The organism is Pseudomonas sp. GW821-FHT01E10 (assembly GCF_059422365.1).
This window is the reverse complement of the sequence record NZ_JBWKWT010000006.1, coordinates 1-26,528: the sequence shown is the minus strand read 5'-3', so window position 1 is coordinate 26,528 and position 26,528 is coordinate 1. Positions and strand designations below refer to the sequence as shown.

Genomic DNA, 26,528 nt, shown 5'->3' with positions numbered 1-26,528 from the left:
GTGCAAACCCTAAGCCAGACATTGACGCGTATTCCGCGCCACGCTTTCCATGCGACGAATGGTGTCGCGCGATGTTCAGATAGGTTCGATCAGTCCAGGGCCATCGTTGTGCACATTGCCCACGGCTTGATCAACCTTGAACCACTCGAATGTCTCGGCCGGCTCGCCCTGCGACAGTACTATCTGCTCGGCTCGCTCTTTCGGCGTGGCCGGGTCCAGCCATTCCCGGGCCAGTTCGGCATTCAGCGTCACCGGCTGCCGATCATGAACATCCACCATGCCGCCCTTGCTGTCGGCGGTGATGATCACGAAGCCGTCATGTTCGTCCGGCTGATGTTCGTACCTTGGGTATTGACCGATCGCCGCGCACAGGATCGGTGCGCGATCCTTGCGGCGGATGAGGTAGGGCTGCTTCTTCGGGCCGCCCTCGTAAACCCATTCAAACCAGTTATCGATGGCAACGATCGCCCGGTGCGGCCATATGGCTTTGAAGAATGGGCCGTGACTGACTTTCTCGACCCTGGCATTGATCGGCATAGGGTGTTCTTCGGACCAATGCGGCCGCCAGCCCCAGCGAACCCTGTCGGCGTGCAGCACGTCGCCTTCCTGGTGGAAGAGGGCGAGCTGAGTCGTCGGTGCGGCGTTGTAGAGCTCGAATGGCTGATCGCCGGCATTGTTGACCAAGGCGTTGGGCATGCTCAGCGCCTTGACGAAGTCGTGAATGCCTCGGTACTGCGAAAGTCGTCCGCACATGGCTGAGCCCTCATGCTTACATCTGAGCTTAGACGATCCTTTGAACTAATAGGGCGTTAAAGCCGCGTGGCATTTTGGCGGGCATGAGTAGACACATTTTCACAGTTGAAGGTTAACTATTGGTTACAAAGTATGGCTAAAATGACATCTTTCGCCCCCATGTCGATTGTCGGCATGGCTCAAGAACGCGCCATCGGGACGCACTTTGTTCATTTCAGACGTGTGACGATTTCCGTGAAACTCATTATTGCCGCTATCTATGTCATCTCCATCGCGTATGTCCACTTGCGCGGTAAGGTGCGCCACAAACCAGGCCGCCAACTAAGCGACCACTCGACGTTTCTGGCGCCGATCAATTGCTTCCTTTATATGTTCTCGAAAATCCCCAATCGGCCTTATCTCAATCCGGCGGACTTTCCTGACTTGAGCCCTTTGCAGGCTCATTGGGAAGAGATTCGCGCCGAAGGCCAGAACCTGCTCAAGGCCGGGGAGATCAAGCGCTCGAATCAGTACGACGACGTTGGTTTCAACTCGTTTTTCAAAAGTGGCTGGAAGCGTTTCTATCTCAAGTGGTATGGCGACAGTCACCCATCGGCCGCGAAGCTCTGCCCGCGTACTACTGAACTGGTGCAAAGCATTGGCTCGATCAAGGCAGCGATGTTTGCCGAACTGCCACCGGGTTCCAAACTGGTCCGCCACCGCGATCCGTATGCCGGCTCGTACCGTTATCACTTGGGGCTGGAAACGCCGAACGATGCCGGTTGCTATATCAACGTCGACGGTGAGAGTTACCATTGGCGTGACGGCGAAGCGGTGATGTTCGATGAAACGTTCATTCATTACGCTGAAAACAGCACCCAGCAGAACCGCATCATCCTGTTCTGCGACGTCGAACGGCCGATGAAGTATCGCTGGGCGGCGGCGTTCAACCGCTGGTTCAGCCGCACAGTGATGGCGGCGGCGGGGGCACCGAACGATGCGGGTGACAAGACCGGTGCTATCAACCGATTGTTTGCCAAAATCTACACGGTTCGCCTGCGCGGCAAAGCACTCAAAAAGCGTAACCGCGCTCGCTATTACCTGGAGAAGTGGGCGATTTTTGGCGGGTTGCTGGCGATTTTTGTGCTGATCTGAGTTTTGCTTTGCGGCGCATTTAGTCATTGCAAGCAGGCCAGGATTTTCACCGCATAACGTATAGGCACTCCACTAACCGATCAGCCACGAGAACGCTTCGTGGCTTTTTTATCTGTGCTCGCTTTGGCTTTTTCTGCCGTTTTACCGGCACTCCTGGCACCGAGGCTGCGCTTGAGCAGTTCAGTCAGATCGATCACATCCGCGGTCCTGCGTTCGTCCTCGCCCGTAGCGGTTTCGACGATTTCGATCTTGCCTTCATTCGCCTTCTGCTCAACCAGCGCCATGATCTTGTCTTCAAAGCTGTCGCGGTACTCCTCGGGTGTCCAGTCGGCGCTCATGTCCTCCACCAGCCGTTTGGCCATCTCCAGCTCGCCCTTGGCCAGGTCCGGCCTGGTCACTTCACTGCCCAACTCCAATTGATCCAGGCTGCGCACTTCGGCCGGCCAGCGCAGCATCACCAGAACCAGGGCCGATTCCAGCGGCATGACGGCCGCCAGGTGCTGGCGGGTATGCAACACCACACGGGCGAGGGCGACCTTGCCGGTTTTGCTGAGGGTTTCGCGTAACAGCGCATAGACCTTGCCACCGCGTTTGTCCGGCGCCAGGTAATAGGGTGTGTCGATGTTTTGCAGGGGGATCTGCTTGCTGTCGACAAAGGCAAAAATGTCGATGGTTTGGGTCGACAGTGGATGGGCCGAGCGAATGTCCTCTTCGCTGAGCACCACGTAACGACCCTTTTCGTACTCGACCCCTTTGACGATGTGCGCCTGGGTGACCTCCTTGCCAGTGACCTTATTGACGCGTTTATAGCCCACCGGCTCCATGCTGCGACTGTCGAGCCAGTTGAAATCGATCCCGTGGGAAGACGTCGCCGAGACCAGCGCCACGGGGATGTGCACCAGACCGAAACTGATTGCGCCTTTCCAGATTGCCCGTGCCATCGTCGTGTTCTCGTCAGCCCATTGATGTTCAGGTGACCTGTTGCCCGGGGGAAAGTTTCAGTCGGCTGCGACCCGCTTTTGCGGGCTGATCGACGGTGCAGTCAACTGGTGTTACATCTTCTGAAGGAGGTTTTAGTTAACAAATCCGAACCCCGGGCGTAGCGTGGCTCTATTCATCCATGAAGCGTTGCACGCGCTTTTAGAGAGGTTTCCATGAACCGATGTGTGTTCGGCGTCATCGCACTGGCGTTGAGTGGCGTGCTAAGCAGCCTGGCCCTGGCCGATGCCGCCGCGCCGCCATCCTCGCCCTTGCTGCTGGCCCAGAACCTGCCGGGCAGCACCAATAACAATCCTTACAACAACCCGATCCGCCGGGCCAATCCCAACAGCATGCAAGGCACGCGACCCGGCATCCCGGTGATCCGCGGGCCGAGTACGGCGCCTGCGCCGCGACCACCGACCCTGGAGAACGGCGGTATCGGCAACCGTTATCCGCAGGATCGCCAGGCTCCCGCCAGCCCACCGACATTCATACCCAATCCACCTCATCGGGACGCAGACACCAGCAACCGTTGAACGGCAGGACAGAGGTCTTGCCAGCCATTTTGACCACAAAAGGAATCGTGCATGTTGCGTAAGACCCTCCTGACCACACTATTTGCCGGCGTACTGATCATCAGTGCGCCCGTGTTTGCTGCGCCTGCCCAGGAATTGAAAAGTGATGAGGGCACCCTTGAGGTCACGCCGATCGTTAAAGGTCTGGAGCATCCCTGGGCGCTGGCGTTCCTCCCCGGTCGCCAAGGGATGCTGGTGACCGAACGGCCGGGCAACCTGCGGGTGGTCAGTGTCGATGGCAAACTTTCGAGTCCGCTCAGCGGTGTGCCTCAGGTCTGGGCCAACGGGCAGGGCGGGTTGCTCGATGTGGTGTTGTCGCCCGACTTCAAGCAAGACCGCATGGTCTATCTGTCTTATGCCGAAGGTGGCGGTGAGGGCGGCAAGGCGGGTACGGCGGTCGGTCGCGGACGGTTGTCGGAAGACCTGACGGCCCTCAAGGATTTCAATGTGATCTTCCGCCAGGAGCCCAAGCTTTCGGTTGGCAATCACTTCGGCTCCCGTCTGGTGTTCGACCGCGACGGTTATCTGTTCATCACCCTGGGCGAGAACAACGATCGACCCACGGCGCAGGACCTCGACAAGCTGCAAGGCAAGGTGGTGCGGATCTATCCGGACGGCAAGGTGCCGAAGGACAACCCCTTCGTCGGGCAAAAAGGCGTACGCCCGGAAATCTGGTCCTACGGCCATCGCAACCCGCAAGGCGCGGCGCTCAATCCCTGGAGCGGAACGCTCTGGGAAAATGAGCACGGCCCCCGGGGCGGTGACGAAGTCAACATCATCGAGCGTGGCAAGAACTATGGCTGGCCGATAGCAACCCACGGCATCAACTATTCCGGCCTGCCGATCCCGGAAGCCAAGGGCAAAATCGTCGAAGGCACCGTAGGTCCACAGCATGTCTGGGAAAAATCCCCCGGCCTCAGCGGCATGGCGTTCTACGATGGCGATCGCTTCAAGGCCTGGCAGCACAACGTGTTTATCGGCGCGCTGGTGGGCCAGGAGCTGATCCGCCTGCAGTTCGACGGCGACAAGGTTGTTCACGAAGAGCGGCTGTTGGGTGAGCTGAACAAACGGATTCGCGATGTGCGGCAGGGGCCGGATGGTTATCTGTATGTACTGACCGATGAAGACGATGGTGCGTTGTACAAGGTTGGGTTGAAGTAAACAGACTCGCACAACCTTTGTAGCTGCTGGCGTAGCCTGTGTTCGGCAGCTGCTACAGAACGTGTTTCTCCAGTCGCATCGCGTCGGCATGGTCCTGGTAATAGTCATGAATCAGCCCGAATCGCCGATAACCGTTGCGCTCGTACAGAGCGATTGCCATCGGGTTGTCGATGCGAACTTCAAGTCGCAGGCAGGCGCAATCGTGCTCAAGGGCGCAGGCTTCGGCGCGTTCGAGCAATTGCTTGCCCAGCCCACTGCCGCGAGCATCAACGGCGATCGCAATCGAGTACAGACGTGCCCGTGAAGTACCCCGGTGAAACAACACCAGCGCATACCCCACCAATCGCTCGCCACGTTGGGCCACCAGCAGTTGCCCGTGAGCCCGGCTGATCATCCATCGAAAACTGCGCCGGCTGAGCCGGTCGGTGGTGAAGCATTGCTGTTCGAGTGCCAGCAGTGCTGGAAGGTCTTCAATGACCGCCAGGCGAAAAACAGGATTCATATGACCGCCGTAAAAGTTGCGTAACGAAACGGGACTTTCGAAAAAGTTCGTGCTTAATAGGAAAGGTCTTGTTCTCCAACGGATCAATCACTATGTCAGCGGTACAAGGTCATTGGCGCGAAGTATCCGAACAAACGTTGCCGACGGCAATAACTTCTGCAAACTATTTAAATGCCTCGATCAGAACTTCCAGCCCGTTGATGATAATCGTCGAACGCAAGGAAGACTGGGCCTCATACTTTCCCAGTGAAGACATCGTCACCGCCCAGGAATACCTCGAACAGACCCGTAACAACGAGCAGGGCAAACGGGTTCAGGTGATCAACCTGTGCCGCAGTTACAAGTACCTCGGGCACGGTTATTACTGCTCGCTGTTGGCCGAAGCGCGGGGGCACAAGGTGATTCCGTCGGTGCGGACCATCAGCGAGCTGACCCGAAAGTCCCTGTATGGCCTGGCCTTGGACGATCTGGATAAAACCCTGGAAAAAGCCTTAAGTCATCATGTCTACAGTGATACCGAAGGTTTCACCTTGACCCTGTACTTCGGCCAGACCTCAATCGAGCCATTACAGGAATTGGCTCGACAGTTATTCGAGGTTTTTCCTTGTCCGATATTGTTAGTTGAATTTCGTCGAACTAACGGTTGGCACATCGAAGGTGTAAAGTTCGGCACCCTGCATAAGTCGCGTGAAGATCAGGAAGATCAGTTTGCAAACGCGCTGGATAGTTTCAGTCGCAAGATCTGGTGCCTGCCACGCTCTCGGCGCTTGGCCCGTTATGACTTGGCCATTCTGCACGACCCGCAAGAAGTATTGCCGCCCTCCAACCCCAAGGCTCTGGACAACTTTGTCAGGGTCGGCAAGATGCTGGGCATCGACGTTGAGCTGATCGAACGCAAAGACTACGCCCGAATCGCCGAATACGACGGGCTGCTGATACGCGAGACGACAAGCGTCGACAACCACACCTATCGTTTCGCGAAAAAAGCCGAGAGTGAAGGCCTGGTGGTGATGGACGATCCGGCGTCGATCCTGCGCTGTACCAACAAGGTTTACCTGACTGACTTGCTCAAGAGCCATCAACTGGGCATGCCGGCCACTGAAATCCTCTACAAGGAGCGACCGGAAGACTTTGAGCGGGTAGGCGAGCGTCTGGGGTTTCCTTTGGTGTTGAAAATCCCCGACGGCTGTTTCTCAAGGGGCGTCATCAAGGTCGAAAGCCAGCAAGCCTTGCTCAAGGCCACCGCCGAACTGTTCGAACACTCGGTGTTGCTGCTGGCTCAGGAATTCTTCTACACCGAGTACGACTGGCGCATTGGTGTGCTCAACCGCAAACCAATTTTTGCCTGCCAGTACTTTATGTCCAAGGGCCACTGGCAGATCTACAACCATAAGGCCAAAGGCCAGGACATCAACGGCGAATGCCGCACCCTGGCGGTTCACGAAGCGCCGCGAGCAGTGGTTGAACTGGCGGTGAAAACCGCGAATCTCATTGGCGACGGACTCTATGGCGTCGACCTCAAACAGTCCGGCGACAAAGTGGTGGTGATCGAAGTCAACGACAACCCGAACATCGACGCCGGCATCGAAGACGCGTACCTGCAGGACGATCTGTACACGCTGGTGCTGGAAGAGTTCGTCCGGCGGCTGGAGCTCAAACGCCGTGGTCAGGCTTGGTGAGTGGCCTCAACCTACCGAGCTTGTTGAAATTTGGCCATTGACTTGCCATCAGCGTCCGGCTAATTTCCAGCCATGACTTCCACCGTATTGCGCTGCCAGCCAAGCATTATTACCGCCATTCCTTATTTGGCGGGCTAGCTCACGACTGCAGCACCCAACCCGCCCTAGAGGCGGGTTTTTAGTTTCTGTCTCTTGGGCTCCGATCAACGTCAGGAGACGACCATGAACAGCACCCCCGCCCAGCAGAGTTTGCTTGAGCATTACGTGAAAAAGATCCTCGCCGCGCCGGTCTACGAACTCGCCGTGCGCACGCCGCTGCAAGCGGCACCGGCCTTGTCCGAGGCGTTGGGTAATCAGATCCTGCTCAAGCGCGAAGACTTGCAACCGACTTTTTCCTTCAAGATCCGTGGTGCTTACAACAAGCTGGTGAACCTGAGCGATGAACAGAAGGCTCGGGGCGTGATCACCGCATCGGCAGGCAATCATGCCCAAGGCGTAGCGTTGGCGGCTCGCGAGTTGGGGATTGCCGCCACTATCGTCATGCCCTGCACAACGCCGGAATTAAAGGTGCTGGGTGTGCGCAGCCGGGGCGCCGATGCGGTGCTGCACGGCGAAAGTTTTCCGTTTGCCCTGGCCTATGCGCTGGATCTGGCACAGCAAACCGGCCGCACCTTTGTCTCGCCCTTCGACGACCCGGACGTGATCGCCGGGCAGGGCACCGTCGGCATGGAGATCCTTCGTCAGCACCAAGGGCCGCTGGATGTGATCTTTGTGCCGGTGGGCGGCGGTGGCTTGATCGCCGGTATCGCCGCGTACGTCAAATACCTGCGCCCGGAAGTGCGGATCATCGGTGTCGAATCGGAACATTCCGCCTGTTTGCAGGCGGCCTTACAGGCCGGCGAACGGGTTGTGCTGCCGACCGTTGGCACCTTCGCCGATGGTGTGGCCGTCGCTCAGATCGGCGCGCATGGTTTCGAGGTCTGCCGGTTTTGCGTCGATGAAGTGCTGACCGTCAGCAACGACGAACTCTGCGCCGCGATCAAGAATATTTACGACGATACCCGCTCGATCACCGAACCTTCCGGCGCCCTGGCCGTGGCGGGCATCAAGCAGTACGTGGCGAAAACCGGCACCCGAGGGCAGACCCTGGTGGCCATCGACTCCGGTGCGAATATCAACTTCGACAGCTTGCGTCATGTGGCCGAGCGCGCCGCATTGAGCGGCGCCCCGGCGTGAGGGATGGACCAGTTATTCCTGAACGGCGTTCTCGACGCGGCTCGACGCCGACCAGATCCGGTAGCGCACTTCGATATCACTGGGCACGTAGAGCACGATCGGCAGTTTGCTGTTGTAGCGCAGCTTGAAACCGTCACCGACCACCGGCACGAAGTCCTGTTTGTGCTTGCCGTCAGGACAGGCCATCAGGGTGCTCATCGGGCCGGTGACTTTTTCCAGCCGGTAAAACGGGTAGCCCCAGCCTTCGAGGTTCTTTTCCTCAAGCATGCCGCCTAGACGCTGACGGTTGCAGTCGACGGTCAGGGTCTTGCCGGCCAGAATTTCGACCTGGTAGGCGTCTTCCTGTTTTTGCGGGGCGAGATGAATGACCTGGCGGGTAAAGCCGCTCTCTGGTTTGGGATACGGCGCGACGTCTTCGAGTGTCGCGGCCTGGGCAACGGACGACAGAACGGTAACTATCAGCCCGACGGTCGTATTAAAGGGCAAAGCACCCATAATGCCTCCTTGCGTGTGCGTGGGGTCAGCGGATACTGAACAGATGGCCGCATTCTCACTGCCGTCCTCGGTCAATGCAAACCCGCCATCAGAGATGGGTTGCAAAATGCAGGTGTCGAAAACAGTCCTTTCTTGCATTTTGCATGACGTGATGTATTGCCTTCTTTGTTAAACCCTTGATTGGCCGACGAGCCGCAGGGCGAAATTCCGGGCATGTTTTATGCTGAAGCTGTCTTGAGCTGACCACGGTCCCGTTGAGTCAGCGCTGAAACAAAAAAAACGGTCGGACGTTGGAACGATGAAACCCGCAAGGAAGAAAAGAACGGGTGATCTGAGCTCCGACCGACAATTGATTTTCGATTGGCAATCTCACAATACCGAGAGGGTGGCCATGTTTCTTTCTGCCTTGGAACTACGCAATATCGTTGAAAGCAGTTTTCTTCCGAAACGCTGCCAATGCACGCTATCTCCGGATCTGTCGATGACCGTCAAGGTGTATTCGGACAACGAGACTGACCATCTCGACCTGTGCGTCACCGGCATAGACGCCCATCGCCTCAACGGATGTCGGGAGATTAATCATCTGATCGCCGAGTTACGCACCGACCTTGAGCACAAGACCCATAGCCATTTGCCCAGCACTAAGTCGAAAGCTCATTAGCCGACTGTTTCACCCAATTCGAGCGACACGCGCCGGGTCTGGATAAACCCCAGACCCAGTGCCAATTCCACCAGGATCGCCAGTAAGATACCCGGCCCGGCATGACCATTGAGCCATTCGCCGAAGCCCAGCGCTGCCAAGCCGAAACAGCCAACCATAAAGCCGCTGCATATCGCACTTCTCGCCGCCGAGGGCGGTGCCTGCCGCACGAGATAAAACATCACCCCAAGCGCACCGAACAGCACCGCACTGCGCCTGGCCACAAACCCCGCTGCGGGCGAATACTCGATACTCCAGATCGCCAGCAACCATTGCGGCATCAAACCCCACACCAGCGCCAGCAGAAAGCAAAGCGCGGCGGTGAACGTTGAAAGCGTGCGAAACGAGAACGGCATGGCGAATCCTTTCGGCAGTAGAGGGGGACGCCGAAGCATAGCCTCAGAATCCCCGCAGGCCTACCGCCAAGTGCCGAATCAGAATCGTCTGTCAGCTCTGATAACTGCACGCGTCAGAAAGTTTTCGATAGGTAATTTCCGCAGGCTTGCCCGAGGTGCTATCGATGTACTTCATGTCCGCCGTGACCACTTCGCAGTCCAGCGTCGACGGTTCGGTCATGGAAATGACCTTGCCCACATTCAGCGGCATGCCGTAGTGATAAGGCACGGCCTGAGAGGACGACGTGTCGTTGGCCTGAGCGAAACCGGCGAAAGCGGTGCAGGCGAGGGCGGTGGTCATCAGCAGTGTTCGCATGTTCATGATGGGTCTCCAGTGCAGAGGGGAAGCCAGTTCGATGCAAGAGCGTCGAACCTGCCGCACTGGGCGTCAGAGGGTGCTGAGGGAGTGCGGTCCAGTAAAGTTTTGGACCGCAGGATTAATCGAAGGTTAAGTAGCGGGCTAATGGTTGTTGCGAGCCGGTTGTATGGTTATCTATTCGAGGCGCACAACCTTGAATCCACGTCGATCTGGAGGCGTCTCTATACCAGCGGGTCCTTCCAACTGCCCCCTTCCAGCAACATAGTCATAGACCAGAAACTTCGCCGACACTTCATACCCGATATTAGGAATGACCAGTCGGATCTGCTCTCGTCCGAGGTACAGCCAACGTGGTAGCGCCTTCTCGGCAAAATCGATTCGCTCGACGGTGTGAGTGACAGGGTTCTTGCGTAAAACGACGCCTTTTAGATACGGCGAGCCGTATGCGAAGGCGAATATCAGGCTGGAAGAAACACACTTTGCCAGGAAGACTTCGCCGAAAAAGTCGAAATCCGGGATGTCGGTAAAGGCCGGTTGGATTTTGCTGTCGAGTTTCACAAACAGGCGCTGGCCTTGCGCATTCGTTTCCGCCAGCAAGGACACCTGAGTTCTATCGGCCAAAGGGCAGGTGAGGATTGTCTGGAGTGGTTGCGCGTAGGCCGGGGCGGCTAGCAGTGCCGCGATGATGTACTTCCATGGTGTTTGCATTCGGGGAAATCCCTTCGGTTGTCGGGTCCTACGTTACTGCCCTTGAGTCGTGATAAATCCTAAGAAAGCTTCGTCCCGTTCCTACAGGCTCGGGCGTGTTGTCGTCTTTCGCCGGCCGGCTGCCAGCGTTTACTGTTTGGCGTCGCTGCAAAATCAGCGAACAGGTTTGGTCACCTGTTAACGTCGCACATATTTGTGCCCTCATTCGCACTGCGGACTTCTACGTCTCGTATTGCGTTGTAATGGCGGCTGTGTGCGGGACGCCTTCGGGCGAGCCGATTTGGCGTTATCGGTTGACCAAGCCTGTGCACAGCCGCCACCCATCGTTTGGTCACGGTGCTGGCGATTACTAAATTAATGCCGAGTAATTACTATGCCAACGATAAACCCATTCCCCGAGCGCTACCGTTCAATTAAAAGTGGCCTTACCGACTCAAATCCCTTGGTGATCGACACTGAAGCCAATCCCCAAGACATCCTCGAATCTGCCCTACAGCGCATCCGAGCCTCCAGCCAGCTACTTGAAACACTCCACTGCCTATGCTTCAAGCACGGTGATGTTCAGGACATCCCGCACATTACCCATGCGCTTTATTTACTGACTCAGGATGGTTACGACCTGCTGCAGGTTGCGCAGCAGCGGATGATGGGGTGGAAAGCGCCGGTCTGACGCCACAGCATGACAAACAAGCCAGCCCCTTATGGTCGCTGGCTTGTTTGCGGGATACACCGAGTCATTGCCCTTCTGAAAACTAAGCCGTCCTCAGTTCACTGCTGCTTGCCTGAGGAATCATCGCGAGCTGGACCTCAACAGTGTTTTCTTTTTTCGCCATCCAGCGATCGACGTTGTTTTTATGTTCCGGCGCCTGAGTGGCAGAGCCGTAAATGTCTTCGGGCGTCAGTTTAAGGAAGCTCAAGGCGTGCAGCCGTTGCCGGGCGGTATTCAACCGACCTATTTCCGCTCTCAGTAGACTCGCTTCTCGCTGGTTTGCCTGACGATCGTATTGGAAGGAGTTGTTCAGTTCAGCTTCCTTCGTCTTCAAACGGTCCTGCATTTCTTGCAGTTGGTAGTAGACCTGATCGTACTCAGTCTTGGTCACCACCGTGGTTCCGCTTTCCTGGGTTTGCTGCCAGCGGCGCAATGTTGCCCAGGCGTACGGAATGTAGGAGGGCACCATGAAGTGATCGCTCATGTGGAACAGTTGCTTCACAAAAGCGGCACGGTCGGGCAAGTCATCGAACTTTTTCAATGCCTTGGTGCAGGCGGCCTCTTCGATGGAGTCGCAACCTGGATCCCAGAGAACGGCGGATTGCTCACGTCCTTTAAAGTGGACGGGCATGAAGTGGTGCAAATTACCATGGTGCTCATATGGCGAACCGCCGGTTCGCGACAGGCCTATGGCGAAAATAAGTGCGCCTAAAGGGGCGGTGACAAAACTGATGATTACGCCGGGCACCCAGATACTTTTGCGAGTGTTCATCCAGGGCGCGGGAACACTTGGGATCGGGTCGTTGTTGTTAACCATGCGGTGATGGGCCAACTCTGCCGCGCCGTTGACGAAGTCAGCGTCGCCGGCTCTTGGGGAGCCGTAGGTGTAGAGAAGGACGTCGTATTTTTTACTCTTACGTCTCAGCGCTTCTGCGAGCAAAGTTGCAATGGCTCCACCAAGGCTGTGACCACAAATAATGACCTTCTGATCTACGTAGAATTGATCGAGGTAGGTCAGAACAAACTTACTCATTGCCTGATAGGCTTCGTAAAAGCCTTGGTGTGCTTTACCAACGCCGTCCTCGAATGGGACTTGCTCTGCATCGGTGTCTCGCAAGAAATCCGCACTTTCCAAGGTTCCTCGGACGGCGATCAGTATGACTTCGTCGTGGTGAGTGATGAACGCTTGGGTATCACTGCCGCCCTTGACTTTGCCATCATCGAAGAAGTGTAGTTTGGCGGGGTGCTCTTGTTTATCGCCTAAATCAGCTTTGTTTTGGTCATACAGTGTCGAGTCGAATGGCAGGATCTCGAAACGCTTCGAATAAGGTACATCTTCATAAAGCGGATAATAAGCAGTTGTTTGGTCTTTATTGACTTTCCAAGTTTCTCTGAAGCTGGCAAGGCTGTTGCCAAACATGTATCCGACGCTCGGTTCCAATGGGAACGATACAGTGTCGAAAGGCTTTTCGGCTGGTTCTTGACCAAAGTTGCTGTAACTCAAGCTGGCAAGTAAAGACAGTTGATACAAGTTCAAGGCGCTGAACGTTTTGTCTTTCGATAGCATGGGGCGGAAAGCCCGTAGCGGACGCACTTCAAGAACAGTGTGTTTGTCTGGAAGAAGAACAACGCCCCGTAATTCTGGTTTCTCCGGACCAAATCCGAGGTCACCCATTACGTTAAGGAGGTTGTAGTTTGGCGGATGCGCGCTTTTTGAAAGGGGAGGAAGATGAGCGGATTTCTCAACCAGATCTCTCACTTCGACATGAAAGAACTGGTCTGCTTTTGCTTTTGCAGGGTTGTTTTCAACTCGCAGACCGTCCTTGCGCAGGAAGCGGGTTTTTTCGGCCCGCACCTGTAATTCGGTAATTTTTAGCGGATAGCTTAGTCGTGTCATTAACCATTTATAGTCCTTTTCGTCTCCTTTATAGGCACTATCAACGGTGAGGACTACGGGCCCTTCGTAAGTGTCACAAACTTTGGCAGAGCCTTCAGAATCTAAAATTCCTTCATGAGATTGTTCGGTACTGTCCACAAGTTTGTAAGCTAAACCCGCATAAGGTTTACCATTCCCTGACTCATCCACCAGTTGAAAACTAACCCAAGTGCCCCTGAGTGGGCAGGCTTGTTTAGTGTCAGTCAGTAGTGGTTGCACTGGTTTTTTTGTCGGCATGTGTGAATTTCCTTATTCGGTACAAGCCGGATAGACGGTGCAGTCGCGCCCATCTGGCATTTTGAAAGATTTAAAGTTTGTTTTATTGTCTCCGCAGAATGCGTAGGGATCTTCAAGACTGTCACCCATGCAGCGTTTCCAGCCAGCTGGAAACTTCACCCAGTTATCACCTACGGCCGGTTTCTCCTCGCTTGAAATAGCGAAAACTACTTTTAGCGTCTTTCCAGCCAACTGAGCACGTTGCAAGGGACCTTTTGCCACTGAACCGTTTGCCTGTTCGGGAGTTGCCACCGATTTACACTTCAGAATTTTAACGATGAAACGGTCAGGCCCAACCGTGCGAAAAAACCATTCGCACTGCTTCTGTAATACCATGGGGGAGGGAGAGGTATGACTGTCTACGGTTCCATCCTGGAAGGCAATACCCGTATGATCCCTGCCTAGATCGAGGCGGGCAGCTCCATACTTTGCGTCTACCTCATAGTCAAAACTATCCAGTACCAAAGGGCAACCACCTTCCTTGCTGCTCAGTGGGACTTCGAAATGCGCCGTTTGTGCACTGTTACTTAGCTCCTGTTCAAAGAACTTTAAGCCTGGATAATTTCTGCCTTTTCGGGGAGGCACTGTGCAACTCTCTCCCGTACGAGGTACATAGGATGCTTCGCCTTTAATGCTGAAACCAGGTGGCAATTCGGTTACCAGCGTGAAGCTATCCTGTTGTGCGACTGAACATCCTGTAGCCCCGAGCGTCCCCAAGCCGATGGCCGCAGCTCGAACAAGCCCAGTGAAAAAGTCTCGAGAAAACATTTTATTGTCCTTGTTCAGTGCAGTTTGGGTAGATGGTGCAATCACGCCCATCCGGCATTTTAAAGGGCTTGAAGTCGGTAGTGTTACCGCGACAAAACGCATAAGCGTCTGCAAGGTTTTTCCCCATGCACCGCTTCCAGCCTTCGGGGAATTTAACCCATGTATCTCCCATATATGGGGTTTCTTCCTTCGCAATTGAAAAGACGACTTTTATCGTTTTTCTCGCAAACTGAGCACGTTGCATAGGACCTTTTACATCTGAGTCACTTGCCTGATCCAGCGATTCCACAGATTTACATTTCAGAATCTTAACAATGTAACGATCAGGCCCTGCAGTGCGAAACAACCATTCGCACCTCTTTTGTAATACCAAGACAGGGGGAGGGCTTGGGGCTTCTGCAGATCCATCCCGAAAGGAAATCCCCGTGAACGCCCTGCCTAAATCGAGCCGATCAGCACCGTACTTCGCGTCAACCTGATATCCGAAGTTATAAAGTACCAAGGGCAGCCACCTTCGTTACTGTACAGTGGGACTTCAAAGTATGCTGTTTGCGCTTCGTTACTAAGCTCTTGTTTAAAATTTTTTTTTCCTGGATAGTTTCTTCCTTCCCGAACCGGGACTGTACAGCTTTCCCCCGTGCGAGGAACGTAGGAGGCTTCACCTTTAAATTTGAACCCCGGCGGCAATTCCGTCACCAGCGTAAAACTGTCAGCAGATCTAACCGAACAACCAGAAACCGCCATGACACCCGCAACAGCGAACAACCAAAGCAAACGTCCCGAAAAGGTTGCGTCAGACACCTCCACCTCACCCACGCTCTGACTGACCCAGCTGCGCATCAAACACCCGCTGACACCGCGCAAAATGTTGCTCTGGCGTCTCATCCGGCAGCGGCTGCCAGGCCACATCGTCCGCGCACTTGGGATCAAGCCTCAGGCTGAGCATGAACTCGCGCTGTTCCGGCGTGTTCCATTGCCAGGCCTCAAGCAGGTCCATCTGTTCTTCCAGCCATTCGCGGACATTGCGGGTTTCGGAGAGTTTGGCGGCGGCCTCGATGTGGTACACCAGCAACCAGCGCTTAAGGTTTTCGCGCAAGATACTGCGCGTACGTTCCGGCGAGTTTGGAATTCGCATCCACGGCGCGGGGTTTGGCACCGGGTACGTGCCGGGCCTGGCGTTATCCGCGCTTTTCCACTGCTCCTTGTCCCAATACAGCACGCTGCTGATCGGGCCCAGCAGCAAGGGGCGTTCGGCCTCGCTCAGGTTGGCGAGGCAGCGAGCAATCACGCGGTTGTCCTGAAAACGGAACAACGAGCGTTCGCCGTCTTCCTCAATCACCATTCGCGCTTGCCAGTGTTGGGTCAAGCCGTCGAGGTCGGCCTTGTCCATGCTGCCGATCCAGCCCCAGTTGCGCTGTGGGTCGTCCAGCAGTTGGCGAAAGGCATCGGCGCCGGGGTTGTGCAGTTCGGTCAGCCACGGGCTGATGGCGGCGAACTCGGCGTATTGGGTGCGTCGATAGAGTTGCACCGAGCGCTGCATCAGGCCTGCGCTGTAGAGCGAGGTGACGGGGTTCGGTTCGGCGAGGCTGTCGAGGGCCAGGATCAGGACGCGATTGAGTTTTGCTTGTTCGCCAAGCCAGTTGTTCAGTGCGTCGCTCATGCTGTTGCCCCCAAATCACATTTGCCTTCACGGCAGGCTTCGCAAATCGGGCAGCGGATGTCGCCGGCAGCTCGGGCGGCTTTGGCCATGGCCATTTGCACGGCGGCCGGGACGAGCAGGGCACCGGCCTTGTCTTTGGCGGCGGCCCAGGGGATGACGGGGTCGAGAATCTGAATCCCCGTGCCCGCGCCGGGAGCGCCACCGGAATTCACCTTCACCTCAGCCCCACTGATCGTCACACCCCCCGCATCAATCTTCACAAAACTCCCGCCAGCCTTGGCCGTGAGCTCCATGCCACCCTCAACCACTACCTTCTCGCCAGCGTTGTAATGAATCTCCTGACCGGCCTCGACAAACTGCGCGGTGCCCACCTTCACATGCTGGGTCACGCCCACGGTCAGGTGATCATCCGCCCGCGCTTCAGTCTTGCGATCCAGATGGGTGAGGCGATGCTCTTCCACCTTGAACTCGCTGAACACGTTGGCTTCGACCGTGTCATGCCGTTCATTGCCGACGCGGATCTTCTGGTCGTGTTCGATGTTTTCATCCCAGTCGCGCTGTGCGTGCAGGTAGATCTGTTCCGCGCCTTTCTTGTCTTCGATGCGAAACTCGTTGTAGCCCTTGCCGCCCGGCGAGCTGAGGGTTTTGAAGGTGCTGCGGGTCTTGTTCGCCGGCAGGTCGTAGGGGACGACGTTTTCCTTGTGGTACAGGCAGCCGGTGATCAGCGGTTGGTCGGGGTCGCCCTCGAGGAAGGTGACGAGCACTTCCATGCCGACTCGCGGGATGGCGATGCCGCCGTAGGCATTGCCGGCCCAGCCGCTGGCGACGCGCAGCCAGCAGCTGGTTTTGTCGTCGGCCTGGCCGTCGCGGTCCCAGTGGAATTGCACCTTGACCCTGCCGTATTCATCGCAGTGGATTTCTTCCCCCGGCGGGCCGGTGACGATGGCGGTCTGGCTGCCCAGCACTTGCGGTTTCGGGTGTTCCAGGGCTGGGCGGTAATGGGCGTCCCACGGGGTGGCGAGGAAGCGGTTGCGGTAGCCCTGGTGGAAGTCGTCCTTGTTGTCGGTGACGTCGCTGGTGGTGTTCTCGCCGAGCACTTGCGGCTGTTTGCCCTCGTGGACGATTTCCAGCAGCAGCCACAGGTCGTTCCATTCGGCGCGCGGGTGTTCGCTGAGGGCCAGGAAGTGGCCGCTGACCAGGGTCGGCTCGTCACCTTTACCTTCGGCCAGTTGGTAGTCGCTGCGATGACGTTCCAGGGCGCGGGTCGCCAGTTGCTTGCCACGCGCGCGGTCGGTGAAACGGCCAGGGTAGTCGTAGTCTTCGAGGTCAGGGGCGAACGCGCTTTTGGCTGCGCTTTCCGGCAGCAGCCGGGGTTTTTCGAAGTCGTAGTCGCGGCGGCTGACGCGGGTGGTGCGGGTTTCCAGGCGCAGGTTGAAGCGCTTGATCACCGTCTTCTCGGCGGCCATGCCGGAGTCCTGCTGGTAGCTCACCGGCGCCAGTTTGCGGAACACCGTCTGGTCATCGCCGAACACCAGTTTGTGGCCGCTGGCCGAGTGCTGGAAGTGGAAATGGATGCCTTCCTCTTCGCACAGGCGCTGGATGAAATGCAGGTCGGATTCGTCGTACTGCACGCAGTACACGCGCTCCGGGTAGATCGCGCCGAGCTGGAAGCTGTAGGCGTCGGCCAGAATGCCGCGGGCTTCGAGGACCTGGGCGATGATCTTCGGTACGCTGAGTTGCTGGAAAATCTGTTGGTCGTGGTTGTGGCGCAAGTAAGCCAGTTGCGGCACCAGGCTGATGCTGTAGCGGGTCAGGCTCTTGCCGGAATCGCCTTGCTCGATGCGGTACACCAGACCATGGATTTTGCCCTGGCCGGTGGCGCCGAAGGTCAGACAACCGGGCTTGTGCAGCAGCTCTTCGAGTTTCAGGTCGGGGCGGGTGCTGACCAGTTCGATGTCGAAACAGAACGGCTGGTTGAGGGCCTCGCGGCCGATGAAGCTGAGCACCTGAAGGTCGACGGAAACGCCTTCGAGGGTGAGGGAGATATGGATTGCGTTTGCGTCCAGCATGCCTTGAATTCCGTCCTTTGAAAAAGCAGGGGGCGGATGGTGCAGTATTAAATGGCCATGTTCAAGGCGAAAATGCCCTAGGTCAGGGGCCTGACGCTTGTAGGGCTTTCCCCTATAGCTGAGGTTTTGCACGATGAATACAGGCACTTTTCGAGGCAATTGACCGCTACGCCATATAAAAAAGAAGGCCCCACAGATGGGGCCTTCGTTTATGACTCAGCCAATAAATTCAAAGCGATTGCAGGGAAATGGTCGCGCTCTGAGAGTTTTGCTGGCTGTCAGCATCCATCCAGACCCACTGCGTACCGTCGCCTTGCAGATTATTGGAAATACTCTGAATCTGCGAGTAACTGATCTTGACGGCCCCAACTTCACTTGCAGTAGGCCCGATCGTGGTGACCTGGCCGGAGAGCAGGCCGTTCGACGTCTCATTGACGACGAACACGGTCGCTTGCGCCTCACGGAACTGGCAAGAGAGGAACTGTGTAATGGTGCTGGTGATCGTCAGGTTCATCCATTTCGATGGAGGGACCGCATAGTAGCGGGTGTACTTGTTGAACGGATGCTGCTCACCATCGGCCGGCAGCGGATAGTTGCTGAGCCCCGATGTGTTGGTCGGCATGCTGACACTTCCCAGCCAGATTTCGACCTGTGATTTACCGGCGTTGCTGGACAGTGAGACCGAAACGGTTTGAGTATCGGTGCCCGAGACAAAACCCAACGATGCCAGGCCTGCATTGGCTGTGGTGCCAGGTACCGTGATCGGTACGGGCGGCTGGCTGTTGCTCCAGTTCACGGAGACAGTCGAGTTGTTGTCATTTTGCGCGGAGTTGTAGATAAAGATCCCATACAGCTGGCCTGGGCTAAGCGCGGTACAGGTGGCTGTATCACCTGCGGTGAGCGTAATGCGTTGTCCGCCGTTCCAGTTAATTTGGGCAGCTGAGATAGCGACACTTTCCATGTTGGAGTTCCTTTTCCTGTTGTGGTTGTATAAGGATTCGCACAGCAATTGTCCTTACCTGCGCCGTGCGTGGAAAAGATACTAGTTGAAGGCATGTAGCGGTCAAGTAACTAACTGGTTGTAGTTGGCTGCATATGATTATTTTTTGGAATAGTTGCAAGTATAAATCGCTATAAATTTTCTCGGGTATAAAAAATATAAAGCTGTCAGTGACCGCTTATCTTTTGTACGGGTTTTATTTTTTAAATTGCAATAAGACTATATCTAAAAAATATAATGGGAGAAAAGATGTAGCGCTCAATGAAGAAAGATATGCAAGCTGTCTTTTATTCAAGTCCACCGGCAGGCCCTGAAATCAGGACCTGCCATAGTAGAGAGGTATGGGGGGCGTGTATTTCAGCTCAACTGCCGCCGATACGGCAAATCCGGCCCGGTCTTGCTGCAGGTCAACGCGGCGGCACTCACCGCAAACCTGAGCATCCCGTCAATCTGCTCACGGCTCAGCCGCTGCACACCCGCAACCGAATCCAGCTGCTGCTCGGTCAGCCAGGTAATCAGCGCCGCCTGGAAGGTATCGCCAGCCCCAACGGTGTCGGCAATCTTCACCGAACAGGCCGGCACCGACCATGTGCCATGAGCCCGGCTGAACACCGTCGCCCCCTGACCGCCACGGGTCAGGAACACCAACTGACAACGATGCTCCAGCCAGCCTTCGATCACGCGCTGGGGATCCTGCTCGGGATGCAACAGGCTCAAATCTTCGTCGCTGACCTTGATCAGGTCGGCAAGCTCCACCAGGGTGGCGATCCGTGAACGCCACAACTCGATGTTCGGCTCGGGATTCAGGCGCACGTTCGGGTCGAGGCTGATCAGGCGTTTGCCACTTTCGCGCTGCACCAGCGCCAGCAAGGTATCGGCAACCGGTTGCACCACCAGCGAGAACGAGCCGATGTGCAAGCCGCGCACTTCAGGCCTCAGTTCTGGCAGGTGCTCCAGTTTCAATTGCCGGTCAGCGCAGCCTTCGCCGCGAAAGCTGTAGTGGGGCGAGCCATTGGCACCGACCGCCACCATCGCCAGCGTGGTCGGCGCGGCAAAGTCCACGAGGTAATCCGGGCGCACGCCTTCATCCTGCAGCACTTGCTGCAACCGTCGGCCAAGGTAGTCGGTCGACAGCCCGGCAAACAGTGCGGCATCCACGCCCAAGCGGCGCAAACCTACCGCGACGTTGAACGGCGAGCCGCCGGCAATTGCCTTGAAATTCACTTTGGACGCCAAGCCGCTGGCATCGTCTTCGCTGAAGAAATCGAATAGCGCTTCACCACACACCAGATACATAGTTGCTCGCTCTTTAAAGGGTTGCGACATGCTGTTGATAGCGTTCGTAGGCCTGCTGACAGGCCTGTACATTTTCTGCAATCGGCAGGGTTTCACTGGCCAGGTCGAGCTTCACGCAGCGCTCGCACAAGTCCGCCAGGCTATCTTCGTGGCCGTTTGCCCAAGACTTGCACCACGCCGCCTGAATCGCTGCGCCAAGCGCCGCGGCCTCGCTCTGTTCGGTACAAATCACTGGCGTATTCATGATGTCGGCGACGATTTGCCGCCACACCGGGCTTTTGGAGCCGCCGCCGGTCAGGCAGATGCTGCGGCTTTGTAAGCCATTGTGGCGCAGCAGGTCCAGCCCGTAACGCAAACCGAAGGTGGTGCCTTCCACCACGGCGCGGCACAGATTGGCCCGGGTCAGGTTGGTCATGGTCAACCCCAGCAAGCTGCCGCTGGCATGGGGCAGGGCGGGAACGCGTTCGCCATTGAGGAACGGCAGCATGCACACACCTTCAGCACCAATCGGCGCGTGTTCGACCAGGGTGTTGAACTGCTCGATATCCAGTTCGAACAACTCGCGAATCGCGCCGGTGGCATTGGTCAGGTTCATGGTGCAAATCAGCGGCAGCCAGCCGCCGCTGGAGGAACAGAACGTCGCCACCGAGGCGTCCGGACTGACGTGCGCTTGCTCGGCATAGGCGTAGACCGTCCCCGAAGAGCCGAGGCTCATGGTGATCGCGCCGGGCTTGATGTTGCCGGTGCCGATCGCGCCCATCATGTTGTCGCCACCGCCGCTGGAGACCAGGGCCTTGGGGTTGATGCCCAGATGCTCGGCGATGCCCGGCAGGATCGTACCGACCGGCTGGTGGGCATCGATCAGCTCCGGGAGCGCGGCTTGCAGGCGCCCGCTGGGGTCGATGTCGCGCAGCAGTTGCAAGTCCCACTGGCGCGTACGTACGTTGAAATAGCCGGTGCCCGACGCATCGCCGTACTCGCTGCAACTGCGGCCGGTGAGCCAATAGTTGAGGTAGTCATGGGGCAGTAGGATACGGGCGATGCGGGCGAAAATTTCCGGGTGTTGTTCTTTGGTCCAGAGCAGCTTGGACACGGTGTAGCCCGGCGCGATAACGATGCCGAGGCGCTCCAGGGAGCCTTTTTCACCGCCCAGATGAGCCAGTAGACGATCATTCTCCGGGGTGGATTCGGTATCGCACCAGAGCTTGGCCGGGCGCAGTACCTGGCCGTGATCGTCGAGCAGCACCAGACCATGCTGCTGGCCGGAAACGCCGATGCCGAGGATGGCCTGACCATCGACATCCGCGGCGAGCAACGCGCGACGGGTGGCCTGGGTAAAGGCTTCCAGCCACTGGGCAGTGTCTTGCTCGCGACGGCCATTGGGGCCGCTGATGAGGCTGTGGACAGCAGCGCCCTGACCGAGGACCTGACCGCTGTGTGCGTCGAGGATCACGGCTTTGGTGCCTTGGGTGCCGCAGTCGATGCCCAGGAATAGTTGTTGGTTTGCCATGGAAACACCCTACCGAAGATTGTTCCCACGTTCTGCGTGGGAATGCATCAATGGACGCTCTGCGTCCGCTTCTGGATGGGACGCGGAGCGTCCCGGGCTGCATTCCCACGCAGAGCGTGGGAATAATCAGACGGCCAGCACTCGTTCGAGCGTCTGCGTCACGCCAACTTCCCGCAAGCTGTTACAGCACCACTCGAACGCCGCGACGAACTCTGGCGAACGCGGAATCGCCGTGCCGAAAATCTCCTCAACCTCCAGCAGCCGCTGGGTGATCAATGCATCATCGGCCACCAGCGCCTGACAGAACGCCGCCCGCGGATCCGGAATTGCATAGGTCTGACCGTTCTCATCCACGCCTTTGAGGTACAGCGCCCAGGCCGCCACCACCAGCGCCGCACGTTTGGTCTCGCGGCCGTCGGCGATCAAGCGGTTGAGGGTCGGCACGGTGAATTTCGGAAACTTAGATGAGCCGTCCGAACACACCCGCTCCAGTTGATCGGCAATCGCCTGATTGGAGAAGCGCGCCACCAGGGTGTTTTTGTACTCGGTCAAATCGATGCCCGGCACCGGCGCCAGTTGCGGCGTCACGTCCAGGTCCATGTAGGCGCGCATGTAGCGCACGAACAGCGGGTCGTTCATGGTTTCGTGAACGAAGCGGTAACCCTTCAAAAAACCCAGATAAGTCAGGGCCAGGTGACTGCCGTTGAGCAGTTTGATCTTCATCTCTTCGTAAGGCGTGACGTCGTCGGTGAACTGCACGCCGACTTTTTCCCAGGCCGGGCGACCGTTGACGAATTTATCTTCCAGCACCCACTGCACAAACGGTTCGCAGACCACTGGCCAGGCGTCGTCAATGCTGTGTTTGTCGTGCAATTGCAGGCGATGCTGGATGCTGGTCATCGGCGTGATGCGGTCGACCATGGCGTTGGGGAAGCTGACGTTGCGCTCGATCCAGTCGCGCAGATCGGCATCGCGCAGGGCGGCGAATGCGAGCAAGGCTTTACGGGTCACCGCGCCGTTGTGCGGCAGGTTATCGCAAGACATCAGTGTAAACGCGGGCGTGCCGGCTGCACGCCGTTTGGCCAGCGCGGCGCAGAGGAAGCCGAACACGGTTTTCGGCGTGTTCGGATTGGTCAGGTCGTGCTGGATCTGTGGCAGATGCGCCATGAACTCGCCGTTGCTGTCGTCGATGCAGTAGCCGCCCTCGGTGATGGTCAGCGAGACGATGCGGATCTCGGGGCTGGCCAGTTTATCGATCAGCGCCTCGGCGCCGTCTTCGGCCAGCAGCATGTCGCGGATCGCGCCGATGACTCGCACTTCGGTGTCGTCGGTATCGCCGAGTTCAAACAAGGTGAACAGGTAGTCCTGTTCTTTGAGATCGTCTCGGGCACGACGGTCTTCGGTGCGCAGGCCAACTCCGCAGATGGCCCAGTCCAGTGCTTCGCCGGTGTTCATCAAGGCGTCGGTGTAGTACGCCTGATGTGCGCGGTGGAAACCGCCGACGCCAATGTGCGCGATGCCCTGGCGGGTGTCACTCAGGGTGTAGGCGGGCAGGGCCACCTCGGGGGCGAGGCGGTTGAGGTTGGACTTGTTCAGTTTCATCGCATGTTCTCTGATATCAGGCTGCGGCGCGCAGTGGACGAGTCAGCGCCACGCCGTCGGCATCGAATAAATGGCAGTGTTCGGCGTCCAGGTGCAGGCTCAGGGTTTCGCCATAACGGCTGGCCAGATCGCCGCGAACGCGCATGGTCAACGCTTCGCCGGACGACGTCAGCACATGGCAGAAGGTGTCGCTGCCCAAACGTTCGCTGACATCGGCGGTGACTTGCAACGTGCAGTCGCCAGGTTGCGCCAACTCCAGGTGTTCCGGGCGAATGCCCAGGGTCACCGCGCCGCCGACGCTCAGGTTGGCCGCGCTCAGCGGCAGAGTGATGCGGGTGCCGGCGTCCAGCAGCACTTCGCAGCCCCGGCTTTCAATACGGGTGACTTTGCCTTTGAGGAAGCCCATTTTCGGTGTGCCGAGAAAACCTGCGACAAACAGGTTGGCCGGCTGGTGATACAGGTCCAGTGGCGAACCGACTTGCTCGATCTTACCGCCATTGAGCACGACGACTTTGTCGGCCATGGTCATGGCTTCGACCTGATCGTGGGTCACGTAGATCATGGTGGCTTGCAGTTCTTTGTGCAGGCGCAACAGTTCCAGGCGCATTTGCACCCGCAGGGCGGCGTCGAGGTTGGACAGCGGTTCGTCGAACAGGAAAATTTTCGGGTTACGCACGATGGCCCGGCCGATCGCTACGCGCTGACGCTGACCGCCGGACAGCTGTTTCGGTTTACGTTCGAGCATCGGCCCGAGTTCCAGAATGCGCGCTGCTTCGCCGACCTTCTTCTCGACTTCGGCTTTCGCTACACCGGCCAGGTCGAGGGCGAACGACATGTTTTTACGCACGCTCATGTGCGGGTACAGGGCGTAGGTCTGGAACACCATCGCCAGGTCGCGTTTGGCCGGGCTGACTTCGGTGATGTCGCGGCCATCGAGCTCGATGGTGCCGCCGCTGACTTCTTCAAGGCCGGCGATCAGCCGCAGCAGGGTGGACTTGCCGCAACCCGACGGGCCGACGAACACCACGAATTCCTTGTCGTTCACTTCCAGGTCGATGCCTTTGATGATGGAAAAACCTTCGAAGCCTTTTTGCAGATTTTTGATTTTCAGGTTGGCCATGATGGCGCTCCTTTATGTTTATTCTTTGAGGGCTATTTCACGGCGCCAAACGACAGGCCGCGGACCAGCTGTTTCTGGCTGATCCAGCCGAAGATCAGGATCGGCGCGCAAGCCAGGGTCGACACCGCCGACAACTTGGCCCAGAACAAACCTTCGGGGCTTGAGTAAGAGGCGATCAGTGCGGTCAGTGGCGCGGCTTTGGACGAGGTCAGGTTCAGCGACCAGAACGCCTCGTTCCAGCACAGGATCAGCGACAGCAACACCGTGGAAGCCAAGCCACCCTTGGCGATCGGCAGCAGCACCCGGACCATTTCCTGCCACAGGGTGGCGCCGTCCAGGCGTGCGGCTTCGAGGATGTCCTTGGGGATGTCTTTGAAGTAGGTGTAAACCATCCAGACCACGATCGGCAGGTTGATCAGCGTGTAGATCACGATCAGCGCGATTCGCGTATCCAGCAGGCCAAAGCTCTTGGCCAACAAGTAGATCGGCATCAGCACGCCCACTGGCGGCAGCATCTTGGTGGAGAGCATCCACAGCAACGTGCCTTTGGTGCGCTGGGTTTCGTAGAACGCCATGGAATAGGCGGCCGGCACCGCGATCAGCAGGCACAATGCCGTGGCGCTAAAGGAAATCACCACCGAGTTCCAGGCGAAGCTGAAGTAATCGCTACGCTCGTTGATGTGCAGGTAGTTCGAAAGCGTCGGCGTGAAGATGAACTGCGGTGGCGTGGCGAAGGCGTCGATTTCGGTCTTGAAACTGGTCAGCACCATCCAGAAGATCGGGAAGAAAATCACGATCGCGATGGCCCAGGCCAGGGTGCCGAGCAGCAGGCTTTGCAGACGACGGGATTGTTGAAGAGTCATGGCGCGGGCCTCAGGCTTTGTCTGTCAGGTTTTTGCCGATCATGCGCACCAGCACGATGGCCGCGATGTTGGCAATCACCACCGCGATCAAGCCACCGGCGGAGGCCATGCCGACGTCGAACTGCACCAGCGCCTGGTTGTAGATCAGGTAGGCGAGGTTGGTCGAGGCGTAACCGGGGCCACCGTTGGTGGTGGTGAAGATTTCGGCGAACACCGACAACAGGAAGATGGTTTCGATCATCACCACCACCGCAATCGGCCGCGCCAGGTGCGGCAAGGTCAGGTGCCAGAAGATGGCGATCGGGCCGGCACCGTCCAGGCGTGCGGCTTCTTTCTGTTCCTGGTCGAGGGACTGCATGGCGGTCATCAGGATCAGGATCGCGAAGGGCAACCATTGCCAGGACACAATGATGATGATCGACAGCAGCGGGTAGTGCGCCAGCCAGTCCACCGGCTGCGCGCCGAACAGCTTCCAGATGTAGGCGAGAATCCCCGAGACCGGGTGAAAGATCAGGTTCTTCCAGATCAGCGCACCGACGGTGGGCATGATGAAGAACGGCGAGATCAACATCACCCGCACGATGCCGCGACCGAGAAACTCACTGGCCTCCAGCAACGCGCTGATCAACACGCCGAACACCACGCTGATCAGCAACACACTGCCCACCAGCAACAGGGTATTGGTGGCGCCGGGCAGGAAACCCGAATCGCTCAGGAAGTAGCTGAAGTTCTCCAGCCCCACGAATTCGTTTTCGCCGGGGTAGAGCAGGTTGTAGCGGATCATCGAAAAGTAAATGGTCATGCCCAACGGCACGATCATCCACAGCAGCAGCAACGCCACCGAGGGGCTGACCAGAAACCAGCCGGGGTTGGTCAACCGGCTTTTACGTACTGGTTGCGGGATGTCCATGTGAGCTTTGACAGTGGTTGAAGTATTCATGGCGATCAGAACCGATTGGGAACAGACAAATGAAGATCAACTGTAGGGGCGAGGCTTGTGTGGTGAGGGAGCTTGCTCCCGCTGGGTCGCGAAGCGGCCCCAAAAGCTTTGCGACTGCTGCGCAGTCGAACGGGAGCAAGC

24 protein-coding genes and 2 pseudogenes are annotated in these 26,528 nt (G+C 57.4%); 7 read left to right on the top strand and 19 right to left on the bottom strand.

The features are described from left to right. Positions 1-75: 75 nt before the first annotated feature. Positions 76-753: an SOS response-associated peptidase family protein gene (locus AC07V0_RS13440; RefSeq protein WP_028940522.1), complete on the bottom strand. Its 678-nt coding sequence runs from the start codon at positions 751-753 to the stop codon at positions 76-78. A gap of 234 nt (positions 754-987) precedes the next feature. Between AC07V0_RS13440 and lpxO the strand changes: the two genes are divergently transcribed. Next, a complete protein-coding gene (lpxO, locus tag AC07V0_RS13435) occupies positions 988-1,887 on the top strand; it encodes a lipid A hydroxylase LpxO (protein ID WP_026286412.1) in 900 nt (299 codons plus the stop codon). An 80-nt stretch (positions 1,888-1,967) separates the two neighbouring features. Here the strand turns inward: lpxO and ku are convergent, their stop codons facing one another. After that, positions 1,968-2,828: a non-homologous end joining protein Ku gene (gene ku / locus AC07V0_RS13430; protein ID WP_086944223.1), complete on the bottom strand. Its 861-nt coding sequence runs from the start codon at positions 2,826-2,828 to the stop codon at positions 1,968-1,970. A 213-nt stretch (positions 2,829-3,041) separates the two neighbouring features. On the opposite strand from ku, the gene AC07V0_RS13425 reads away from it, so the two are divergent. Both AC07V0_RS13425 and AC07V0_RS13420 read left to right on the top strand, forming a co-directional pair. Then, positions 3,042-3,404, top strand: coding sequence for a hypothetical protein (locus AC07V0_RS13425; RefSeq protein ID WP_138867625.1), 363 nt, complete (start codon positions 3,042-3,044; stop codon positions 3,402-3,404). Positions 3,405-3,455: 51 nt separating this feature from the next. Continuing rightward, positions 3,456-4,604, top strand: a complete 1,149-nt coding sequence (locus tag AC07V0_RS13420; RefSeq protein ID WP_495019611.1) for a PQQ-dependent sugar dehydrogenase — start codon at positions 3,456-3,458, stop codon at positions 4,602-4,604. Positions 4,605-4,659: 55 nt separating this feature from the next. Here AC07V0_RS13420 and rimI read toward each other — a convergent pair. Then, a pseudogene (gene rimI, locus AC07V0_RS13415) lies at positions 4,660-5,106 on the bottom strand (ribosomal protein S18-alanine N-acetyltransferase); the annotation flags it as partial. A 200-nt stretch (positions 5,107-5,306) separates the two neighbouring features. Here rimI and AC07V0_RS13410 point away from each other — a divergent pair. Both AC07V0_RS13410 and ilvA read left to right on the top strand, forming a co-directional pair. After that, the gene (locus AC07V0_RS13410; RefSeq protein ID WP_495019610.1) at positions 5,307-6,785 is read left to right on the top strand and encodes a RimK family ATP-grasp domain-containing protein; all 1,479 of its coding nucleotides are present in this window, start codon (positions 5,307-5,309) and stop codon (positions 6,783-6,785) included. A gap of 222 nt (positions 6,786-7,007) precedes the next feature. Next, positions 7,008-8,003: pseudogene (ilvA, locus tag AC07V0_RS13405) on the top strand (threonine ammonia-lyase, biosynthetic); the annotation flags it as partial. A gap of 30 nt (positions 8,004-8,033) precedes the next feature. Here ilvA and eco read toward each other — a convergent pair. After that, complete coding sequence (gene eco / locus AC07V0_RS13400; RefSeq protein ID WP_477743036.1) at positions 8,034-8,516, bottom strand: serine protease inhibitor ecotin; 483 nt, start codon at positions 8,514-8,516, stop codon at positions 8,034-8,036. Between the two features lie 391 nt (positions 8,517-8,907). Here eco and AC07V0_RS13395 point away from each other — a divergent pair, with 391 nt between their 5' ends. Further along, a complete protein-coding gene (locus tag AC07V0_RS13395) occupies positions 8,908-9,177 on the top strand; it encodes a DUF1652 domain-containing protein (RefSeq protein WP_026286409.1) in 270 nt (89 codons plus the stop codon). Here the strand turns inward: AC07V0_RS13395 and AC07V0_RS13390 are convergent. The 3 genes from AC07V0_RS13390 to AC07V0_RS13380 form a co-directional block, all read right to left on the bottom strand. After that, positions 9,174-9,572: a hypothetical protein gene (locus AC07V0_RS13390; RefSeq protein WP_018926052.1), complete on the bottom strand. Its 399-nt coding sequence runs from the start codon at positions 9,570-9,572 to the stop codon at positions 9,174-9,176. The two genes, AC07V0_RS13395 and AC07V0_RS13390, sit on opposite strands and share 4 nt — an antisense overlap. A gap of 91 nt (positions 9,573-9,663) precedes the next feature. Further along, positions 9,664-9,933, bottom strand: a complete 270-nt coding sequence (locus tag AC07V0_RS13385) for a DUF2790 domain-containing protein (RefSeq protein ID WP_018926051.1) — start codon at positions 9,931-9,933, stop codon at positions 9,664-9,666. A 171-nt stretch (positions 9,934-10,104) separates the two neighbouring features. Continuing rightward, positions 10,105-10,638, bottom strand: coding sequence for a hypothetical protein (locus AC07V0_RS13380; RefSeq protein ID WP_495019609.1), 534 nt, complete (start codon positions 10,636-10,638; stop codon positions 10,105-10,107). Between the two features lie 373 nt (positions 10,639-11,011). Here AC07V0_RS13380 and AC07V0_RS13375 point away from each other — a divergent pair, with 373 nt between their 5' ends. Continuing rightward, positions 11,012-11,308 carry a hypothetical protein gene (locus tag AC07V0_RS13375; RefSeq protein WP_111453612.1) on the top strand — a complete coding sequence of 99 codons (297 nt, stop codon included), beginning with the start codon at positions 11,012-11,014 and terminating at the stop codon, positions 11,306-11,308. An 82-nt stretch (positions 11,309-11,390) separates the two neighbouring features. Here the strand turns inward: AC07V0_RS13375 and AC07V0_RS13370 are convergent, their stop codons facing one another. From AC07V0_RS13370 to AC07V0_RS13315, 12 genes are all read right to left on the bottom strand, one after another. After that, positions 11,391-13,520, bottom strand: a complete 2,130-nt coding sequence (locus AC07V0_RS13370) for a lipase family protein (RefSeq protein WP_477743038.1) — start codon at positions 13,518-13,520, stop codon at positions 11,391-11,393. A gap of 12 nt (positions 13,521-13,532) precedes the next feature. Beyond that, positions 13,533-14,327: a hypothetical protein gene (locus tag AC07V0_RS13365; RefSeq protein WP_477743039.1), complete on the bottom strand. Its 795-nt coding sequence runs from the start codon at positions 14,325-14,327 to the stop codon at positions 13,533-13,535. Between the two features lies 1 nt (position 14,328). Then, positions 14,329-14,829 carry a hypothetical protein gene (locus tag AC07V0_RS13360; protein WP_495019608.1) on the bottom strand — a complete coding sequence of 167 codons (501 nt, stop codon included), beginning with the start codon at positions 14,827-14,829 and terminating at the stop codon, positions 14,329-14,331. 306 nt (positions 14,830-15,135) lie between these two features. Beyond that, entirely contained in the window at positions 15,136-15,987 is an 852-nt protein-coding gene (locus AC07V0_RS13355; protein ID WP_495019607.1) for a DUF4123 domain-containing protein, read from the bottom strand. Then, entirely contained in the window at positions 15,984-18,056 is a 2,073-nt protein-coding gene (locus AC07V0_RS13350; protein WP_495019606.1) for a type VI secretion system Vgr family protein, read from the bottom strand. Before AC07V0_RS13350 ends, AC07V0_RS13355 begins: the two co-directional genes overlap by 4 nt. A 229-nt stretch (positions 18,057-18,285) precedes the next feature. After that, the gene (locus AC07V0_RS13345) at positions 18,286-19,017 is read right to left on the bottom strand and encodes a hypothetical protein (RefSeq protein WP_018926045.1); all 732 of its coding nucleotides are present in this window, start codon (positions 19,015-19,017) and stop codon (positions 18,286-18,288) included. A 396-nt stretch (positions 19,018-19,413) separates the two neighbouring features. Further along, positions 19,414-20,352, bottom strand: coding sequence for a carbohydrate kinase family protein (locus AC07V0_RS13340; protein ID WP_495019605.1), 939 nt, complete (start codon positions 20,350-20,352; stop codon positions 19,414-19,416). A 13-nt stretch (positions 20,353-20,365) separates the two neighbouring features. Beyond that, positions 20,366-21,862 carry a xylulokinase gene (xylB, locus tag AC07V0_RS13335; protein ID WP_495019604.1) on the bottom strand — a complete coding sequence of 499 codons (1,497 nt, stop codon included), beginning with the start codon at positions 21,860-21,862 and terminating at the stop codon, positions 20,366-20,368. Between the two features lie 126 nt (positions 21,863-21,988). After that, positions 21,989-23,464: a mannitol dehydrogenase family protein gene (locus AC07V0_RS13330; protein WP_495019603.1), complete on the bottom strand. Its 1,476-nt coding sequence runs from the start codon at positions 23,462-23,464 to the stop codon at positions 21,989-21,991. A 16-nt stretch (positions 23,465-23,480) separates the two neighbouring features. After that, the gene (locus AC07V0_RS13325; protein ID WP_138867613.1) at positions 23,481-24,584 is read right to left on the bottom strand and encodes an ABC transporter ATP-binding protein; all 1,104 of its coding nucleotides are present in this window, start codon (positions 24,582-24,584) and stop codon (positions 23,481-23,483) included. Between the two features lie 32 nt (positions 24,585-24,616). Continuing rightward, positions 24,617-25,447: a carbohydrate ABC transporter permease gene (locus AC07V0_RS13320; RefSeq protein ID WP_064618055.1), complete on the bottom strand. Its 831-nt coding sequence runs from the start codon at positions 25,445-25,447 to the stop codon at positions 24,617-24,619. A 10-nt stretch (positions 25,448-25,457) separates the two neighbouring features. Further along, positions 25,458-26,387 carry a carbohydrate ABC transporter permease gene (locus AC07V0_RS13315; protein WP_064618053.1) on the bottom strand — a complete coding sequence of 310 codons (930 nt, stop codon included), beginning with the start codon at positions 26,385-26,387 and terminating at the stop codon, positions 25,458-25,460. Between the last annotated feature and the right edge of the window lie 141 nt (positions 26,388-26,528).

Bases quoted from the DNA above. Each gene is read 5' to 3' on its own strand.
- ku (WP_086944223.1), bottom strand. From the start codon at position 2,828: ATGGCACGGGCAATCTGGAAAGGCGCAATCAGTTTCGGTCTGGTGCAC.
- AC07V0_RS13420 (WP_495019611.1), top strand. From the start codon at position 3,456: ATGTTGCGTAAGACCCTCCTGACCACACTATTTGCCGGCGTACTGATC.
- AC07V0_RS13425 (WP_138867625.1), top strand. From the start codon at position 3,042: ATGAACCGATGTGTGTTCGGCGTCATCGCACTGGCGTTGAGTGGCGTG.
- AC07V0_RS13375 (WP_111453612.1), top strand. From the start codon at position 11,012: ATGCCAACGATAAACCCATTCCCCGAGCGCTACCGTTCAATTAAAAGT.
- AC07V0_RS13350 (WP_495019606.1), bottom strand. From the start codon at position 18,056: ATGCTGGACGCAAACGCAATCCATATCTCCCTCACCCTCGAAGGCGTT.
- AC07V0_RS13365 (WP_477743039.1), bottom strand. From the start codon at position 14,327: ATGTTTTCTCGAGACTTTTTCACTGGGCTTGTTCGAGCTGCGGCCATC.
- AC07V0_RS13330 (WP_495019603.1), bottom strand. From the start codon at position 23,464: ATGAAACTGAACAAGTCCAACCTCAACCGCCTCGCCCCCGAGGTGGCC.
- AC07V0_RS13440 (WP_028940522.1), bottom strand. From the start codon at position 753: ATGTGCGGACGACTTTCGCAGTACCGAGGCATTCACGACTTCGTCAAG.
- AC07V0_RS13395 (WP_026286409.1), top strand. From the start codon at position 8,908: ATGTTTCTTTCTGCCTTGGAACTACGCAATATCGTTGAAAGCAGTTTT.
- AC07V0_RS13380 (WP_495019609.1), bottom strand. From the start codon at position 10,638: ATGCAAACACCATGGAAGTACATCATCGCGGCACTGCTAGCCGCCCCG.
- AC07V0_RS13410 (WP_495019610.1), top strand. From the start codon at position 5,307: ATGATAATCGTCGAACGCAAGGAAGACTGGGCCTCATACTTTCCCAGT.
- AC07V0_RS13315 (WP_064618053.1), bottom strand. From the start codon at position 26,387: ATGAATACTTCAACCACTGTCAAAGCTCACATGGACATCCCGCAACCA.
- AC07V0_RS13390 (WP_018926052.1), bottom strand. From the start codon at position 9,572: ATGCCGTTCTCGTTTCGCACGCTTTCAACGTTCACCGCCGCGCTTTGC.
- AC07V0_RS13345 (WP_018926045.1), bottom strand. From the start codon at position 19,017: ATGGAAAGTGTCGCTATCTCAGCTGCCCAAATTAACTGGAACGGCGGA.
- AC07V0_RS13385 (WP_018926051.1), bottom strand. From the start codon at position 9,933: ATGAACATGCGAACACTGCTGATGACCACCGCCCTCGCCTGCACCGCT.
- AC07V0_RS13340 (WP_495019605.1), bottom strand. From the start codon at position 20,352: ATGTATCTGGTGTGTGGTGAAGCGCTATTCGATTTCTTCAGCGAAGAC.
- AC07V0_RS13325 (WP_138867613.1), bottom strand. From the start codon at position 24,584: ATGGCCAACCTGAAAATCAAAAATCTGCAAAAAGGCTTCGAAGGTTTT.
- AC07V0_RS13320 (WP_064618055.1), bottom strand. From the start codon at position 25,447: ATGACTCTTCAACAATCCCGTCGTCTGCAAAGCCTGCTGCTCGGCACC.
- AC07V0_RS13370 (WP_477743038.1), bottom strand. From the start codon at position 13,520: ATGCCGACAAAAAAACCAGTGCAACCACTACTGACTGACACTAAACAA.
- eco (WP_477743036.1), bottom strand. From the start codon at position 8,516: ATGGGTGCTTTGCCCTTTAATACGACCGTCGGGCTGATAGTTACCGTT.
- xylB (WP_495019604.1), bottom strand. From the start codon at position 21,862: ATGGCAAACCAACAACTATTCCTGGGCATCGACTGCGGCACCCAAGGC.
- AC07V0_RS13355 (WP_495019607.1), bottom strand. From the start codon at position 15,987: ATGAGCGACGCACTGAACAACTGGCTTGGCGAACAAGCAAAACTCAAT.